The 15,520-nt window shown below is 70.6% G+C and carries 13 protein-coding genes; 4 read left to right on the top strand and 9 right to left on the bottom strand.

The genetic code is table 11. From position 1 onward, the window contains the following. The first annotated feature begins 37 nt into the window (after nt 1-37). The 3 genes from AC6I0Y_RS02695 (at nt 38) to AC6I0Y_RS02685 (ending at nt 5,598) form a co-directional block, all read left to right on the top strand. Nucleotides 38-721, top strand: coding sequence for a DUF3800 domain-containing protein (locus AC6I0Y_RS02695; RefSeq protein WP_160710485.1), 684 nt, complete (start codon nt 38-40; stop codon nt 719-721). A 115-nt stretch (nt 722-836) separates the two neighbouring features. Further along, complete coding sequence (locus AC6I0Y_RS02690) at nt 837-974, top strand: hypothetical protein (protein ID WP_160710484.1); 138 nt, start codon at nt 837-839, stop codon at nt 972-974. Between the two features lie 190 nt (nt 975-1,164). Continuing rightward, complete coding sequence (locus AC6I0Y_RS02685) at nt 1,165-5,598, top strand: hypothetical protein (RefSeq protein WP_497732921.1); 4,434 nt, start codon at nt 1,165-1,167, stop codon at nt 5,596-5,598. Nucleotides 5,599-5,658: 60 nt separating this feature from the next. On the opposite strand, the gene AC6I0Y_RS02680 is transcribed toward AC6I0Y_RS02685, so the two are convergent. The 7 genes from AC6I0Y_RS02680 to nrfD all read right to left on the bottom strand — a co-directional run bounded on the left by AC6I0Y_RS02680 (nt 5,659) and on the right by nrfD (nt 12,246). Beyond that, nucleotides 5,659-6,921, bottom strand: a complete 1,263-nt coding sequence (locus AC6I0Y_RS02680; RefSeq protein ID WP_497732918.1) for a HipA domain-containing protein — start codon at nt 6,919-6,921, stop codon at nt 5,659-5,661. Nucleotides 6,922-6,926: 5 nt separating this feature from the next. Next, nucleotides 6,927-7,172: a helix-turn-helix domain-containing protein gene (locus tag AC6I0Y_RS02675; protein WP_236643559.1), complete on the bottom strand. Its 246-nt coding sequence runs from the start codon at nt 7,170-7,172 to the stop codon at nt 6,927-6,929. 332 nt (nt 7,173-7,504) lie between these two features. Further along, the gene (locus AC6I0Y_RS02670) at nt 7,505-8,905 is read right to left on the bottom strand and encodes a radical SAM protein (RefSeq protein ID WP_497732916.1); all 1,401 of its coding nucleotides are present in this window, start codon (nt 8,903-8,905) and stop codon (nt 7,505-7,507) included. Next, a complete protein-coding gene (locus AC6I0Y_RS02665; protein WP_497732913.1) occupies nt 8,902-9,606 on the bottom strand; it encodes a TorD/DmsD family molecular chaperone in 705 nt (234 codons plus the stop codon). Before AC6I0Y_RS02665 ends, AC6I0Y_RS02670 begins: the two co-directional genes overlap by 4 nt. A 243-nt stretch (nt 9,607-9,849) precedes the next feature. Beyond that, a complete protein-coding gene (locus AC6I0Y_RS02660; protein WP_160708768.1) occupies nt 9,850-10,245 on the bottom strand; it encodes a GntR family transcriptional regulator in 396 nt (131 codons plus the stop codon). Nucleotides 10,246-10,290: 45 nt separating this feature from the next. Beyond that, the gene (locus AC6I0Y_RS02655) at nt 10,291-11,226 is read right to left on the bottom strand and encodes a slipin family protein (protein WP_497733635.1); all 936 of its coding nucleotides are present in this window, start codon (nt 11,224-11,226) and stop codon (nt 10,291-10,293) included. A 90-nt stretch (nt 11,227-11,316) separates the two neighbouring features. Next, a complete protein-coding gene (nrfD, locus tag AC6I0Y_RS02650; protein ID WP_497732910.1) occupies nt 11,317-12,246 on the bottom strand; it encodes an NrfD/PsrC family molybdoenzyme membrane anchor subunit in 930 nt (309 codons plus the stop codon). Between the two features lie 182 nt (nt 12,247-12,428). Between nrfD and AC6I0Y_RS02645 the strand changes: the two genes are divergently transcribed. Continuing rightward, on the top strand, nt 12,429-13,793 hold the full coding sequence (locus tag AC6I0Y_RS02645) for a PFL family protein (RefSeq protein WP_497732908.1): 1,365 nt from the start codon (nt 12,429-12,431) through the stop codon (nt 13,791-13,793). A gap of 431 nt (nt 13,794-14,224) precedes the next feature. On the opposite strand, the gene AC6I0Y_RS02640 is transcribed toward AC6I0Y_RS02645, so the two are convergent. Next, entirely contained in the window at nt 14,225-15,046 is an 822-nt protein-coding gene (locus AC6I0Y_RS02640; protein ID WP_497732906.1) for a TlyA family RNA methyltransferase, read from the bottom strand. A gap of 187 nt (nt 15,047-15,233) precedes the next feature. Beyond that, nucleotides 15,234-15,395, bottom strand: a complete 162-nt coding sequence (locus AC6I0Y_RS02635; RefSeq protein WP_160708778.1) for a rubredoxin — start codon at nt 15,393-15,395, stop codon at nt 15,234-15,236. Nucleotides 15,396-15,520: the final 125 nt, after the last annotated feature.

Raw genomic sequence — 15,520 nt, 5'->3', positions numbered from 1 at the left:
GGAAGTCCCCCGCCTTTTATTTTCCCAGGGGGGGGCTATGTCTGAGCTCAGTATCTTCATAGACGAGTCGGGCGATTACGGGCCCAACTCCGACTTCTACCTCCTGACCCTCGTATTCCACGACCAGCGCAGCAGCATCGATGCCCAGGTCGATGCCTTAGCCGCCCAGCTGCAGAGCATGGGAGAATCCTGCAGGCGGGCCCTCCACACCGGCCCCATGGTCCGCAAGGAGGACGAGTATCGAGACGCGCCACTCGAACGACGCCGCAAGCTGTTTGCGCTGCTGTTCGGGTTCGCGCGAAAATGCGGCATCTCCTACAAGACCTTCGCCATAGATAAGCGGCAGCACCCGGATCCCTTCCAGCTCAAGGCGCGTCTGGCCCGAGAAGTTTCCCTCTTCTTCCAGTCCCATACGGGGTACTTCACCTCCTTCGACCGAGCGATCGCCTATTACGACAACGGGCAGGCCATCGTCACGAACATCGTGAACACTGTTTTCGGTGCGATATTCTTCGATGTCGAGATAAGACGCGTCCGTCCCAGCGACTACCGACTCTTCCAGTGCGCCGACCTCATCTGCACGCTCGAACTGCTGAAGGCGAAGGAGTCGAGGCACCTCCCGCTCAGTCGATCCGAGGAGATCTTCTTCGAGAGCCGCAGGAAGCTGAAGAAGAACCACCTGAAGCAGCTCGAGCGCCTCTCCTTCGAAGCACGGCAATAGACGCAGCGCTTGCGAAGAGCCCCAACCCCGGCCGCAACGCCTAGGGTTGCGGAAAGCGGGGCGAAGGGCTATATTCGGGCCGGCTCTTGTTCACGAGAGAAGAAGGAGAACGGACATGAGAGAGAAGCGACGGGGGTCGCTTCTGCGCTGGGGCCTGGCCGCGCTGCTGGCCGGCGGGATGGTGCCCGCCGCGTTCGCGCTGGCGTCCGGCGACGCGCAGATCACGGAGACCCCCCCCCATCGAGCTTTCTGAGCCGCTAGCCGGCCCATCTGGCACCAGCGAGGCCACCGCGGCTGAGGACGATCCGTCCGACAGCCGGCCGCAGGCCCCCGCTCAAGAACTCGAGGCTTCTCCGCAGCTCCCCCGAGACGCGGCCGCCACCCCGGGTGCCGGCTTCTTCAAGCTGGGCGGGTTCACCATCTGGGGCGTCGACGGCGATGCCGTGACCGCCGCCGACTTCGCCTACGACGCGACGGCCAAGACCCTCACGGTGAACACCGACAGGCACTTCGCCATCCAGACGGACGATCAGACCATCTCCGAGAAAGACGATTCCTCCACAGGCGCCATCGCCGGCACCCATGCCAAGCCTATCGATGTGGGCGTCGTCATCCCCGCCGGTCGCAATGCCCACATTACTCTGGCGGGTATAGGAGTGCGCACTCCCGACACTCCAACCAACCGCAGCGCCCTGGACATCGCCCCCGGTGCCACCTGCCGCCTCGTGCTCGCTGACGGAACGCGCAACTCCCTCGTCGGCACCGCCTCCAACGGAGCCGGCATCCACAACCCACCCGGAGCCTCCCTCGTCATCGACGACTCCGTGGCCAACAGGGACGCCGCCGGCAGCCCCATCGTCCCCGAAAACGGATGCGTCCCCAGGGATGCGACATTGGCCAATGGAACGAAAATCCACGAGGGCGACCCCCTCACCGTTATGGATTCCGACAACCCTGGATCGCTCTACGCTATGTGCACCCTCGGCGTCGCCGCCGGCATCGGTGGTTTGGGCGATATCTCGATGACCGCAAATGGCAGCGCCGAAGCCTGCGGATCTTTTACCATGGAAGGCGGCCTCGTCACCGCCCGCAGCTCCCAGAATTGGAACGACGGGGGATGGTATTGCTCGGCCGGCCTGGGCGGGGGTGCCTGGGGAGGAAACGGCACGGCTCTCGGCGATTGGATCACGATCAACGGCGGCCGCCTCACAGCCATAGGCTCCTATCATGGCGCAGGCATCGGCAGCGGCAACCAAGGCGCCAGCGGGAACATCCGCATCAACGGCGGCTACGTCATCTCCAAGGGCGGCGACCACGGCAGCGGGTTCGGCGCCGCCTGCATTCCCGCCGACAGCTCCGCCTTCAAGATCGTCCTCACGGGCGGCACCCTCATCCCCTCGACCGCCCATCCTCCCATCGCAGGCTGCGGGGACATCGGCGCGCCGAACGCCGACATCACCATCACCGGCGGCTCCATCGGCAACGGCCGCAAGCCCGGCGACTTCTCCTTCGCGGGCAGCGCGCACAACGCCGAGGGCGAGCCCATCAAGATGGTTCAGGTGGACCTCACCTCGGATGTGGGCGAGAACACCTTCGCCCTCAGCGAGTGGGAGCTCAAGGTGGACGGCGTGGCCTACGACTACGGCGCGCCCGCCGAGTTCGACAAGGGGCACCTGTACCTGTGGCTACCCGAGCGCGTCGTGAAGGACTCCGAGGTGACCGTGGAGTTCACCTACCTGGACACCGACCATCTCGACGAGAACGGCAACCCCACCCCCGTCACGCCGCTGCCCCTGTTCCGCCCCGCCGACAGCTCGCTGCCGCCCGGGGTCACCAACGATGGCAAGCTGCGCCGCTACGTCGACTTCGAGCTGCCCGACTCCTACACCGACAAGCTGACCAAGTACTACGACGGCGAGCCCTTCCCCTCCTTGCCGCTGCCCTTCGAGGCCCCCGACGGCCACAACCTGACCGACAGCGGCGCCATCACCTACAAGTACCAGAGGCTCGACGCCAACGGCGACCCCATCGGCCCCGAGCTGGAGAGCCACGACCCGAGCGGCGCAAGCCAGATGCCCTCCGACGTGGGCTCCATGAAGTTCACTGCCATATCGACCCAGTACTCGAACGACACCGAGGGGAACTTCTCGGAGAGCTACTGGGGCCACCGCGCCACGGGCCGCTGCGAGATCCGGCCCATCGGCTCCCAGGTGGCCATCAAGAGCGCCACCTGGGAGAACGGCCAGGCCAGCGTGCAGGAGAACCCCTCGGATCGCAAGCTGTCGCTCACCTGCACGGTGAAGCGGGCCGACACCGACCCCTCCGGCGCCCCCACCAAGGCCACCTGCGCCGCGCCGGCGGGCTACATCCAGCTGTTCGTGGACGGGAAGAAGGTGGGGAGCCCCATCGAGATCCTCTTCGCCGACAAGACGCTGCCCGACGGGACGGTGCTGCCGGCCAACGCCACGGCCAGCGGGGACACGACCACCTTCACCTACACCGCCTCGCCGGCCGAGGTGGACCACCTCGTGCCCGTAGCCACCCCCAACGGCCGCCACGTCATCTCGGTGCAGTACCTGCCCCCGAACGAGGGCGATGCGGCACCGGCGAACTACCTGGCCAGCGCGAACCCGATCGACGACCCCAGCCACGCCCCCGAAGTGGAGGTGGCCATCTCGCCCATCGACCCCAACCCCGTGGTGACGCCCGAGCCCGACCCGGACTGCAAGGACCCCGACGCCCCCGAGCCCGAGGTGTCGACGGGGCCGGGCGAGCCGACCGACCCGGGCGCCGACCCGGGCAAGCCGGGCGACAAGGCGTTCCGCGGCGAGATCGTCACCACCTGGGGCGAGCCGACCGCGGACAACCCGCACCCCGGGCGCGTGCTGCTGAAGGTGACGACGCCCTCGTCGGGGCCGATCAGCGTGACCGACGCCAGGGGCAACGTGTTCGAGGCGGACTTCGTGAGGGACGCCGAGGGCAACCCGGTGCGGGGCGCCGACGGCTCCTACACCCTGGTGCTCGACCCGACGGCGGTGGGCCGGGGCGAGCTCACCTTCAGGCAGGAGCCCAACGGGGCCTACACCGGCAGCACCTGGGCCTACGACGTCACGGTGCTCCCCCAGCCCGAGATAGCGCCGGCGCCGGCGCTGGCCAAGAGGGCCGAGAACCTCACGCACCCGGGCGGCCCCACCCAGCCCGGCGACCGCATCCGCTACACCATCACGGCCTCCAACGCGGCGGCCGGCTCGCTCTGGACCGACGTGGTGGTGACCGACCCGCTGCCGGCGTGCCTGGAGCTCGACGGGGGCACGGTGCGCCTCGACAACCCGTCGGCGGGCGTCGAGGACCGCGCGCTCTCGAAGGCGCCGGCGGTGGCGGCCTCCGACGTGGGCAGGTTCTCGCTGTCGGCGGCCGGGGCCGACGGCAGGCCCGTGCTCACGGTGCCCGCGGGCGACGTGGGCGGCGGCCAGGCGGCTGTCGTCACCTTCGAGTGCGCGGTGAGGGAGGGCCTCGACCTCTCCGACCCGGCCGCCGCCGACCTGGCCAACGTCGCCTCGGCGGCGGGCAGGCGCCCCAACCCCGACGGCCCGGACGGTGCCGACGTGGGGCCGGTGGCCCCGCCCGACACGCCGCCCGCCGCGCCGCCGGGCGGCTCGGCGGTGGCCCCGGGCGACCCGGGCGAGGGGGACGTGAGCCTGGCCAAGTCCGTGGAGAACCTCACCGCCCCCGGCGGCAGGGTGACGCACCTGGGAGACCGCCTGCGCTACACGGTGACGCTGCGCAACGGCGGCCCGGCCGACAGCTGCCTCTGGGACGCCGCCATCAGCGACCCGCTGCCGGAGGGCGTCGAGCCGGCGGGCGGCACCCTGCGCCTGTCCGTGGACGGCGGGGAGCCCCTCGCCGTGCCCGACGCGGCCTACGACCGCGCCACGCGCACCATAGCCGTGGCCGTGGGCGACCTGTGGGGCGGCCACGCCGCGACGCTGACCTTCGAGGCCGTCGTGACCGCCGACGCCCTGGGGGCCGACGTCGCCAACGTCGCCTTCGCCCACGGCACCGCGCCCTCCGAGGGCCCGCGCCCCGAGGGCCCGGAGCCGGGCGAGCCCGCGGAGCCGCCCGCGCCCGATGACGGGCCCGCGGCGTCCTCGCCGCCGGCGGAGCCCGCGCCCGTCGTCCCCGACGACCCGGCCGAGGGGGACGTGGCCATCGGGAAGACGGCCGAGAACACGTCCCGGGACGACGGGGCCACCCGCGTGGGCGACGTCGTCCGCTACGAGGTCGCCCTGCGCGTGGACGCGCCGGGCGCCGGCTGGATGGACGCGGTCATACGCGACGAGGTGCCCCGGGGCCTCGAGCCCCTCTCCGGCTCCATCCGCCTCACGCTGCCCGGCGGCGCCGAGGTCGCCGTGGACGACGGGGCCTACGACCCGGCCACCCGCGTGCTCGCCGTGGCCGTCGGGCACCTCCGCGGCGGGCAGGAGGCGCGCCTCTCCTTCTACGCGCTCGTGACCGCCGACGCCCTCGGCGCCGACGTGGGCAACGTGGCCGAGGCCCTCGGCACGCCGCCCTCCGCGTGGGACCCCGACGGCGAGCACCCCGAGCCCGGCGCGCCCTTCTCCCCGCCCGGCGGCTGGGACGCCTGGGAGGGCGGCCGCGACAAGGTGGAGAGCGCCCCGGCGGCCTACCCGCCCGGCGCGACGAGCGAGGGCGGCGTGCTGCCCGGCGACGGCGGAGCCGGCGACTCGGGCACCATCCGCCGCGCGCGCCTGGCCCAGACCGGCGACGCCCTGGCCGCGCTCGCCGGGGCCGCCCTGGCCGCCGCCCTCGCCGCCGGCGCGGCCCTGCTGGCCTCCCGCCGCCGCTCCCGCGCCTAGAGGAGCCCGGACAGCAAGGAGGGGCCGGCAGCCTCAAGCCGCCGGCTCCTCCGATCCTTCCTATCGCAAGCCGTCACGACGCTCCAGAAACCCCGCCTCTATCCGCCTCCCCACGTCCTCCGCCTGCGGGAAGCCTTCCTCGGCGACGGCCTCGGCCGCCCTGCGCAGGGCGGCCGGGAACGTCTCCGTCAGCTCCTCCAGCTCATCGCAGGCGAACCGGACGCCGACGCCGCACGCGCGGGCGGTCTCCCTGATGTCTTCCCACCTCACGTCATCGATGCGACGGGAGCGGCCGAACGACACCCCCATCTCCCGATCGAGCTCGGGATAAACCGTCGTGCAAGTGAGATCGTACAGCGGCGATATCTCCCGCGACGACCAGTCCTCGCTCCACAGCATCGAGTGGTTCTTCAGGTGGTTGTCAGCGTTTCCCATCGCCCAGTCCAGAAGCAGGCGCGAGAGCAGCAGCCTCCGATCCCCGAACGGATTGGAGCTTCCCTCTCCCACGACCCAAGCGCAGTGGTTCGCGTAGTTCCCGTCCGTGGGCTCGTACTTCTCGAAGCAGTCCGGCAGCGCCTGGAGGAAGTCCTCCTGATGCAGGCGGCGCAGGAACTCGTCGCCGGCGTCGATGCGGTCGAACCGCTCCACGGCGATCAGGGGCTCGCAGCCCGCGACGGGAATCAAGCGGCAGGGAGCCACGTCGAACCCCAGCTCGGCAGCCGTCCCCATGCAGATGGCCTCGTTGACCGTCTGGCCGGGGAAGCTGCCGTCGCACGCCTTCACGATGTGGCTGGAGGGCGCCGTCCCCTGAGGGTAGGACCAGGAGCCGGAGGAGGCGTCGAAGAAGAGCCCGACCTTCATTTGCGCCCCCGCTAGCGAGAGCCGTGAGCGGCTGGCAGCCCGCGGGGCGAACTCCCCGGGGTGCTCGGCGAAGCGCACGAGGTCGCTCTCCCCGAGAGGGACGTAGCCGCGATTCTCCGAGGGAGGCCTCCCCTCCTCGCTAAACACCAGCGCACCGGCAGACTCATCGTTCAAGCGGGCCAGAAAGGCTCCTGCATCGTCGGCCTCAGCATGGAAGGCGCGACCCAGGCTCCGCCTCATGCTTCCCTCGGGCAGAATACCGTTGAAGAACGACGCGGCCTCCCGGGAGGAGAACGCCCCCGGCCGCAGGGGAAGGCTCCGGGAGATCGAGTGCGACGTGCGGTTCTGAAGATAGGATTCGGAGTAGGCGAAGCTCATTTCGCCATGCGCGGGCGCCACTCGGCCAACCTCTTCGAAACAACCGAGGTACTCGCGGTAGACCACCAGCTCGCTGCCCGCCATGGCCCCTACCTCTCGAACGCGACGACATCGACGCCCAGGGCCGTCGCAAAGGCGAGCACCTTGTCGATTCCCACCGTTCCGCGCCCGCGCTCGATCTCCCCCACCAGCCGCGGGCTGAAGCCCAGCATGTCCGCGACCTCCTCCTGGGTGTAGCCAAGCCTCTTGCGGCGGGCTCGGAGCGCTGCCCCCAAGGTGGCGCCCCCCGTCACACGCAGCCCCTGGGCTAGCATCTGATCACGACTTATATCCATGGGAATCCATTTCTTACCTATAGGTAATTATCTTGACGACGCCCATACTATCATACCTATAGGTAAGAAAATGGCCTTACCCGCTGAAATCATACCGAGAAGTGCGGCCTGGCCGCACTGCTGGCCGGCGGGATGGTGCCCGCCGCGTTCGCGCTGGCGTCCGGCGACGCGCAGACCACACAGACCCCCCCCCATCGAGCTTTCTGAGCCGGTAGGCGACGCCTCGCCCAAAGGCGGCTCCTCCCCTACCGGGGGTGACGAGGCCGCAGGCGCGGCAAGCCCCGTTTCTCTCCCGCCAATCGATCGATCCTCTTCTCCGTCAGCCGCAGCCGCTAACTCCAGCAGGTCACCCCAGCGGCCGCGTCAGCTGCGGCGGTGACGTCGTCGAGCTGCACGGGCGCGGCGTCCTCGAGCGGCTCCAGCTTGAGCTCGCGCAGGCGCAGGCAGCCGCCGTCGTCCACGGCTAGGCAGCTCGACACGCAGGGCCGGGCCAGGTCGCCATCGGGCCGTCGCACGGCCGCGGCCGCCGTCAGCCAGCGCGGGTGGAACGTCGTGGCGTCCGCCGCGTCGTCTTCCAGGAAGTCCGCGCAGCCCGCCTTCCCGAGCGCCGCGCGCACCGGCGCCCTATCGAGCCCGAACGCCACCCCCGCCTTCAGGAAGAAGTCGCCGTAGTCGAAGGCGTAGCGCGCGTCGACCCCGCGGTGCGGCTCGTTGACGTTGCGCACCTGGGCGCGGTGCTTGTTCTCAAGCGAGCAGTAGTGCAGCCCCAGGTCGAGCCCCTCCTCCCGCGCCCACAGCATGAGCGCGAGGCACGCTTCCTCACTCCCCTCCACCGCCAGGGCGCCGGCGTAGGAGTAGTCGAAGAACACGCGGAACGGCGGGTTGCGCAGGGTGAGCCCGAGCGACTCGTACACCGGCCAGTTCCACAGCGGGTAGCAGAACTCCAGCAGGTTAACGCCGTCCACGCCCAGCGCGTCCAGGCGCCTGAGCAGCCCTCGCATGAAGTCCTCCGTGCCGGGGATGACGGGCATCTCCACCATCACCGTGCCGATGACCCCGCGCGCAAGCGCCAAGTTGCCCAGCACGCGCTCGAGGGCTGCCGGGGGATCGTCGTGCTTCACCGAGAAACGCACCTCGTCGAGTCCTGCGTCACGCAGCCGCTCGAGCAGCGCGCGGTCGAGCAGGTCGCCAGCCGTGTAGAGCCGCCGATGCGCGTCGGGGAACAGCTCGCGCGCCCGCGCGAAGAACGCCACGGCCTCATCGGGCATGAGCAGAGGCTCGCCCCCGGTGAGCGCCACGCAGGCCGGCGGCTCCCCCTCCGCCGCCAGGTCGTCCAGCTGGCGGCGCCAGGGGAAGGGGTTCTCGCAGTAGTAGGCGAACTCCTCCTGGTTGGGATTGAAGCAGAAGAAGCAGTCGCGGTGGCAGTTGTTGGTCAGCGCGAAGCTGCGGCTCACGCAGGCGCCCGTGCAGGCCGCGCAGGCCCGGCTGAGAAAGCCCGACGCCACGCTGGCTCCCCCGTTGCGCACGCGCCCGTCCGCCGCCTCGATGCGCGCCATGAGCGCGCGGGCCCGCTCGCGGCGGGCGTCACGCGGGGCGAAGGAGACGCCGGTGGCCTCGATGGCGCGCCGGTAGTCGTCCTCGATGCCGCGGTAGAGGGCGAGCGCCGCGTCGCGGGCCGGGTTGGGCGCGCCGCCTACGCGCACGCCCCCGTCGCCGACACCCGTTGCGATCATGCGACGCCCCCGGCCGCGCCGGATGCGCCCTCGGCATCCGCCGCGTCAGTCGCATAGGCCGCGAACGCGCCGAGCAGCCGCCCCGTCGCGCGGTAGTAGGCCGTGCGCGCGTCGGCGGCCAGGCGCGCGGCGAAGCGCGGCGCGAAGGCCAGCAGGTGATCCCGGACGAACTCCTCCCACGCCGCGCCGGCGCTCCCGCCGGGCAGCTCCCCAGGTGCTGGGCCCTCCGGCACCGGCTCGCCGATGCCGGCCTCCACCGAGGCCAGGTACTCCAGAAGCTCCAGCTCGGTGGCCACGTGATCGAGCGGCTCGTTCACGCCCTCGGGCTGTCCCAGGCCGCAGGCGCGGCAGAAGCGCTCCACCGCCACGCTGTGGGGATTGACGAACATGAGAGGCTGCACGCCCGCGTCCTCCGCGCGCCAGTAGCCCTCGAAGGGGCTGCAGGCCGCCTTGGGCGCGCCCACGAACAGCATGGTGGCGTCGGCCCGCAGGTCATGGAAGTCCGTGGAGGCCGCGCCCTCGGCCCAGTCGTCCGGCAGCGCGACGCCCAGCGCCGCCGCTATCTCGTCAGCCGCGCAGGCCCACTCCCCCGACGCGACGATGCCGTGCAGCGCCTCATCCGGATACCGCAAGCTCAACGCCAGCAGCTCGCAGGCCGCGGCCCGCGCCGCCCACTCCTCCGCGCTCGTCGACTTCCCCACAGCTCCCCCTTTCCGCACGTCAGGCCCAGGAATAACGGGCCCTCGCTCGTGATTGTCATAATATCGCAGCCTTTTGCGACAATCAAGGCGGCCAGACCCGCCCAGCAGGCGGAATCACCCCCGTATCCGCCCCCCCCAACGCACGAGGACCCGCCACGGCGGCGGGCCCTCGGAGTCGTGCGGACAGGATGGCAGAAGGCCCGGCGCCGAGCGGCTCGCGGGCTCTGGCGCGGCGCCGGGCGGCTAGCTGTACTTGCGGTGCTCCAGGCGGGCCTCCACCATGGCGACGATGTCGTCATCGGTCAGGCCCGACGCGCTGCACGCGCGGATCATGTCGTCGATGAGCAGCTCGACGGAGGTATCGCCGGCACGTGCCGCCCCCACGTCGTTGCGCTCGGACACGAAGGTGCCACGCCCCTTGCGCGTGGAGATGTAGCCCTCGCGCTCCAGGTCCATGTAGGCGCGGTTCACCGTGTTGTAGCTGATGTCCAGGTCGATGGCGAGCGAGCGCACCGTAGGCAGGCGGTCTCCCGCCGCGAAGGCGCCGGTTCCGATGAGGTAGGCCAGGCGGTTCTTCACCTGAATCCACACCGGCAGGCCGCTGCTATGGTCGATCGCGAAGGACTCAAGGGAGGTCATGGGAGCTTCCTTAGCTTGGGAGGGTGAGATCATGGTAGCACCTCCCTACCGGCGTTCGGCCGCGCGGGCCGCGCCCTCGGTGAAGCCGTCGCTCACGGCGGTGGGCACCGTCACCACGGCGCTGCCGGACTTCTTCACCGTCTCGTACTGCATGAGCATGGTGCGCAGCGCCAGGGCCGCGTCCGGGTCGCCGTAGGCCCGCGCCGCCTCGGCCAGCATCTCGGCCAGGTCGGCCTCCACGCTCGCCACGGCCATGCGGGCGTTCTTCTCACGGTCGGCCTGGGCCTCGAGCGACATGACCTCCACCAGCTCGTCGGGGATGACGATGTCGCGCACCTTCACCGAGATGATGTCGACGCCCCAGCTGGCGGCCTCCTTCTCGATGTCGGCTTTGATCTCCACGTCCAGCTGGTCGCGCCGCAGCGCCACCTCGGCCACGGTGGAGCGGCCCACCGCCTCGCGCATGGCCGTCTGCGCGAGGAACGACACCGCCGCGTAGTAGTCCTCCACCTCGGTGCACGCCTTCTCCGCGTCCCACACCACCCAGAACAGCACCGCGTCGATGTTGACGGGCACGAGATCGGCCGTGAGCGTCTTCTCGGCGTAGAACGGCGTGGCGATGACGCGCTGGTCTACGCGGATGGTGCCGTGCTCGATGATGGGAATGGTGAAGTAGAGCCCCGGCCCCACCACGCGCGCGAGCTTGCCGAAGCGCAGCACCACCACCTTCTCCCACGACAGCGCGATGTGGATGGACGACAGCGCCAGCAGCGCCACGACCGCCATGAGGCAGATGAGCCCGAAGTCGACGCGCCCGAGCACCGCCCAGCCTGCGCCGAGCACCGCCGCGCAGGCGGTGAAGAACACGGCGATGTTGAAGATGACGGCGCCGTTGCGCGAGGACTTGCGCGGCACGTAGGAGGTGGCGGCGCGCACCTCGGCCTCCTTGTCGTTGAACGGGTAGGGAGCGTCACGCGCCACGCGCCCGGCAGGCTGACGGCGCGCGCCGGCCCGATCCGCCCGGTTATCCCACTTCGCCACGATGGCCTTCCCTTCCGGCGCGCGAGGCGCCTATCCCACCAAGCCGAACATCAGCTCTGGCATCTGCGTCACGTCGTAAGCCGCCAGGCCCACCGCGATAAGACGCAGGGCCAAGCCGCCGGCGAGCAGGCAGCCCGCCGCCCACAGCAGCTGCGTGCGCGCGTTGCCGTGCGTGAGGAACCGCTCGAGCACGAGCGGCGCCGCCAATCCCACGACCACGAGGCCGCCCCAGAACAGGGGCGCCAAGCCGCCGGCCACGAGCGCGTCGGCCGCAGCGCGCGTAGCGGCGCCGGCGAAGAGCCACGCCACGTAGGCGGCCAGCGCAAGCGCCTCGAGTGCCGCCACGAGGGTGTCGGCGCCGCTGAGCGCGCCGAGCGCGCGGACGTAGGCGTAGCGCGACTCGACGAACACGACAGCCGCGAACACGCAGGCCAGCCCGCACGACACGGACGACAGCGTGAGCACCGTCGGCAGCAGCGGCGTCTGATAGGCCGCGACCGACGCAAGCGAGCTCAGCAGCATGCCCGTGTAAGCCGCCGCCACAAGGCCGGCCGCCGCGCCGGCGAGCGCGAGCGCGCGCATGAGCGCCCCCGGCGGCTCCCAGCCGTCAAGAAGCGATGCCGCCGAGAACGCAGCCGCCAGCACGAGCGCCGCGGCGAGGGCCCACGCGCCCACCGCCATAGGCGTGAGCGCCGGCGCCGCGAACAGGGCGAGCAGGCGGTCGGGGCGCCCGACGTCGGCCACCAGGCACAGCACGCCCACGGCCAGCACCACCACGCAGGCGGGCCAGGCGCGGGCGTAGAGCTCGCCCGGCAGCGCGAGCGCGCCGGCCAGCCGCCCGACGGGGGCGCCGGGTCGGCGCCAGCGTGGGTTGGCCAGCTCAAGGGCGGAAAGCACCGCCGCCAACCCGGCGCCGGTGCCGCCGAGAAAGAGGTATCCCGTCGTCAGCGCATTGAACAACCGAGCCCCCTCGCCCTCGCGCGCCGCCTTCGTCATTTACTCAATGTCGCAATACTTTACGACATTGGCAGTATAACGCCGAAAAGCGGCGTCCTCGCGCAGAACGCCCGCCCTCCCTTTGCTATCCTATGGCGAAACGCCCGCGCCGCAGCGCCCGGGCCCGCCGAAGATGAGGAGCACCCATGCAGATCACCCCTGCTGAAATCGCCGAGACCCTGGCCATGGTGAACCGGCAGAACCTCGACATCCGCACCATCACGCTGGGCATCAACCTGCGCGGCTGCGTGGACACCGACGTCGACCGCCTGGCCGCCAAGGTCTACGACCGTATGACCAGCGCCGCCGAGCACCTCGTGCCCACCGCCGAGCAGCTTGAGCGCGAGTTCGGCATCCCCATCGTCAACAAGCGCATCTCCGTCACGCCCATCGCCGAGATCTGCGCCGCCGTGGCCGCCCAGGACCTCTCCCCCGTAGCCGTGGCCATGGACCGCGCAGGCCGCGAGGTGGGCGTCGACTTCGTCGGCGGCTTCTCCGCCCTCGTGCAGAAGGGCGCCTCGGCCGCCGACCACAAGCTCATGGACTCCATCCCCGCAGCGCTGGCCGCCACCGACCGCGTATGCGCCAGCGTCAACGTGGGGTCCACCCGCGCCGGCATCAACATGGACGCCGTGCTCAAGATGGCCGGCGTCATCAAGAAGGCCGCCGAGGCCACGGCCGACCGCCAGTGCATCGGCGCTGGCAAGCTCGTGGTGTTCTGCAACGCCGTGGAGGACAACCCCTTCATGGCCGGCGCCTTCCACGGCTCCGGCGAGGCCGACGAGGTAGTGAACGTGGGCGTCTCCGGCCCCGGCGTCGTGCGCGCGGTGCTAGCCGATCTGCCCCAGTCCGCCGACCTGACCACCGTGGCCGAGGCCATCAAGGCCACCGCCTTCAAGATCACCCGTGCCGGCGAGCTCATGGCCCGCGAGGCCTCGCGCCGCCTCGGCGTGCAGAAGGGCATCCTCGACCTGTCGCTGGCCCCCACCCCTGCCGAGGGCGACTCGGTGGCCGAGATCCTCGAGGCCATCGGTGTGGGCCAATGCGGCGGCCCCGGCACCACCGCAGCGCTCGCCATGCTCAACGACGCCGTGAAGAAGGGCGGCGTCATGGCCTCGTCGTCGGTCGGCGGCCTGTCCGGCGCCTTCATCCCCGTGTCCGAGGACGCCGGCATGATCCGCGCGGCCGAGGACGGGGCGCTGTCCATCGAGAAGCTCGAGGCCATGACCTGCGTCTGCTCCGTGGGCCTCGACATGATCGCCATTCCCGGCGACACCTCGGTGGAGACCATCTTCGGCATCATCGCCGACGAGTGCGCCATCGGCATGATCAACTCCAAGACCACCGCCGTGCGCATCATCCCCGCCATCGGCAAGTCCGTGGGCGACCGCCTCGACTTCGGCGGACTCCTCGGCTACGCGCCGGTCATGCCGGTCAACCAGCACGCCGGCAGCGTGTTCGCCCACCGCGGCGGCCGCATGCCCGCGCCGCTTAACTCGCTCAAGAACTAGCGCGGCCTCACGGGAGCGCGCAAGCACGCGGGGCGCCGCAGGCGCCCCCCGGTACGCCACGCCTCTGGCGTGACACAGGGCGGCATGTCCCAGCACGGCGTCCCACCCGCGCGGCGCATCCCGCCCCCCGGCACGACGACCCTACCCCCCGCCGCTGCCACTTTTTCACGCCCATATGGTACTGATCGTCAGTTTGGTACGGTATGAGGGCGTCTCGATGATGCAAGACGGGCGTCCTTGCTGACGATAGCGTCTGTTTTCCCAGGTCACGATTTCCTCCACTGCCGGTCTTGCACCCGCGCGGAGCTTACGACCGTACCGAACTGACGAAACGTGCCAGGAATCAGCTGAAAGCTGGCAACAGGGCGCGGACCGCGCCATTCCAGCGCTCCGCACCGGAGCCCCAGCGCACCATCCGGCCTGCGCGCCCGCTATCCTCCGTAGATAGCGCGCACCAGGTACTCCACGTTGCCCCCGGCACCGCGGATGGACGATTCCACCACGCCCGTGACCGCAAACCCGACGGCCTCGAGCGCCGCGCGCACCTCCTCCACCGTGCGGGCGCGCACCGCGTCGTCACGGACGATGCCGCGGTCAGTCTCGTCGTGACGCGATTCGAACTGGGGCTTGACCAGGCCGACAAACACCGTCCCCGGCGCACAGAGCCCGGCGATCACCGGCGCGAGCGGCGCTAGGCCGATGAAACTCACGTCTATCACGATGAGGTCGAAGGGCGCGCCGAGCGCCACCGGGTCAGCCTCGCGGATGTTCGTGCGCTCAAAGACACGCACCCGCCCGTCCTGCCGCAGCTTCCACGCCAGCTGACCGTAGTTCACATCCAGGGCCGCCACCTCAGCGGCGCCGGCTTGGAGTAGGCAGTCGGTGAAGCCGCCGGTCGACGAGCCTATGTCGAGGCAGCGCATTCCCGTGACGTCCTGCCCAAACGCGTCAAGCGCGCCGCGCAGCTTATGCCCCCCACGCGACACGTAGGCGCGCCGCCCGCGCAGGAACACGTCAGCATCGGGCCGCACCTTGACGGCGGCGCTCGTCACGTACACGTCATCCACGCGCACCTCACGGGCCACCACCGCGCGCAGCACCTCACCAGCATCGGCAAAGTCACCGCGGGCGACCAGCAGCTCGTCAAGACGAACCTTCTTGGGCTTTCGGGAGGCAGCCGCAGGTGACGGCCCGACGGGATCCCGCCTGACGCCCGGCGTGCCGGGGGCTTCGATTGTCGCGTTATCGTCCATGGACGCCATTATACCGGGCGCGCAGCAGGAGGACGGCAGAGGCCGGCAGCCCGGCGAAACCCGCCCGAGGAGCGCTCCGCCGCCCATCGGAGACACGCGGGACGCCGGCCCCGCGCAAGCGCCCCAAACGCGCGGACGCCGGCCCGAAGGCCGGCGTCCGCTTGTCACGCGCCTGTCAGGCAGGCCGCTAGTCGACGATCTCCTCGAAGGCGTCCTTCGGCAGGCCGCACACCGGGCACGTCCAATCCTCGGGCACATCCTCCCACAGGGTGCCGGGCTCGACGCCGCCCTCAGGGTCGCCGAGGGCCTCGTCATAGATGTAACCGCAGGGGCACAGGAACTTTCTCATGGGGAACTCCTCCCATCCAGGCCCCGCCGCCCGCCGGCCCCAGGCCAGCGCCGCCGACGAAGCCGCTGTCATGACACCGTCCAGACTACCCCCGAGCACGCGTCCCCACCCCACACGCACCCGCA

The organism is Adlercreutzia sp. St.1H8, from assembly GCF_059728655.1.
The sequence above is the reverse complement of the archived record's forward strand: the minus strand, read 5'-3'. Positions and strand labels throughout refer to the sequence as shown.

Bases quoted from the DNA above. Each gene is read 5' to 3' on its own strand.
- AC6I0Y_RS02670 (WP_497732916.1), bottom strand. From the start codon at position 8,905: ATGATCGCAACGGGTGTCGGCGACGGGGGCGTGCGCGTAGGCGGCGCG.
- AC6I0Y_RS02675 (WP_236643559.1), bottom strand. From the start codon at position 7,172: ATGGATATAAGTCGTGATCAGATGCTAGCCCAGGGGCTGCGTGTGACG.
- AC6I0Y_RS02695 (WP_160710485.1), top strand. From the start codon at position 38: ATGTCTGAGCTCAGTATCTTCATAGACGAGTCGGGCGATTACGGGCCC.
- AC6I0Y_RS02640 (WP_497732906.1), bottom strand. From the start codon at position 15,046: ATGGACGATAACGCGACAATCGAAGCCCCCGGCACGCCGGGCGTCAGG.
- AC6I0Y_RS02645 (WP_497732908.1), top strand. From the start codon at position 12,429: ATGCAGATCACCCCTGCTGAAATCGCCGAGACCCTGGCCATGGTGAAC.
- AC6I0Y_RS02680 (WP_497732918.1), bottom strand. From the start codon at position 6,921: ATGGCGGGCAGCGAGCTGGTGGTCTACCGCGAGTACCTCGGTTGTTTC.
- AC6I0Y_RS02635 (WP_160708778.1), bottom strand. From the start codon at position 15,395: ATGAGAAAGTTCCTGTGCCCCTGCGGTTACATCTATGACGAGGCCCTC.
- AC6I0Y_RS02690 (WP_160710484.1), top strand. From the start codon at position 837: ATGAGAGAGAAGCGACGGGGGTCGCTTCTGCGCTGGGGCCTGGCCGCG.
- AC6I0Y_RS02660 (WP_160708768.1), bottom strand. From the start codon at position 10,245: ATGACCTCCCTTGAGTCCTTCGCGATCGACCATAGCAGCGGCCTGCCG.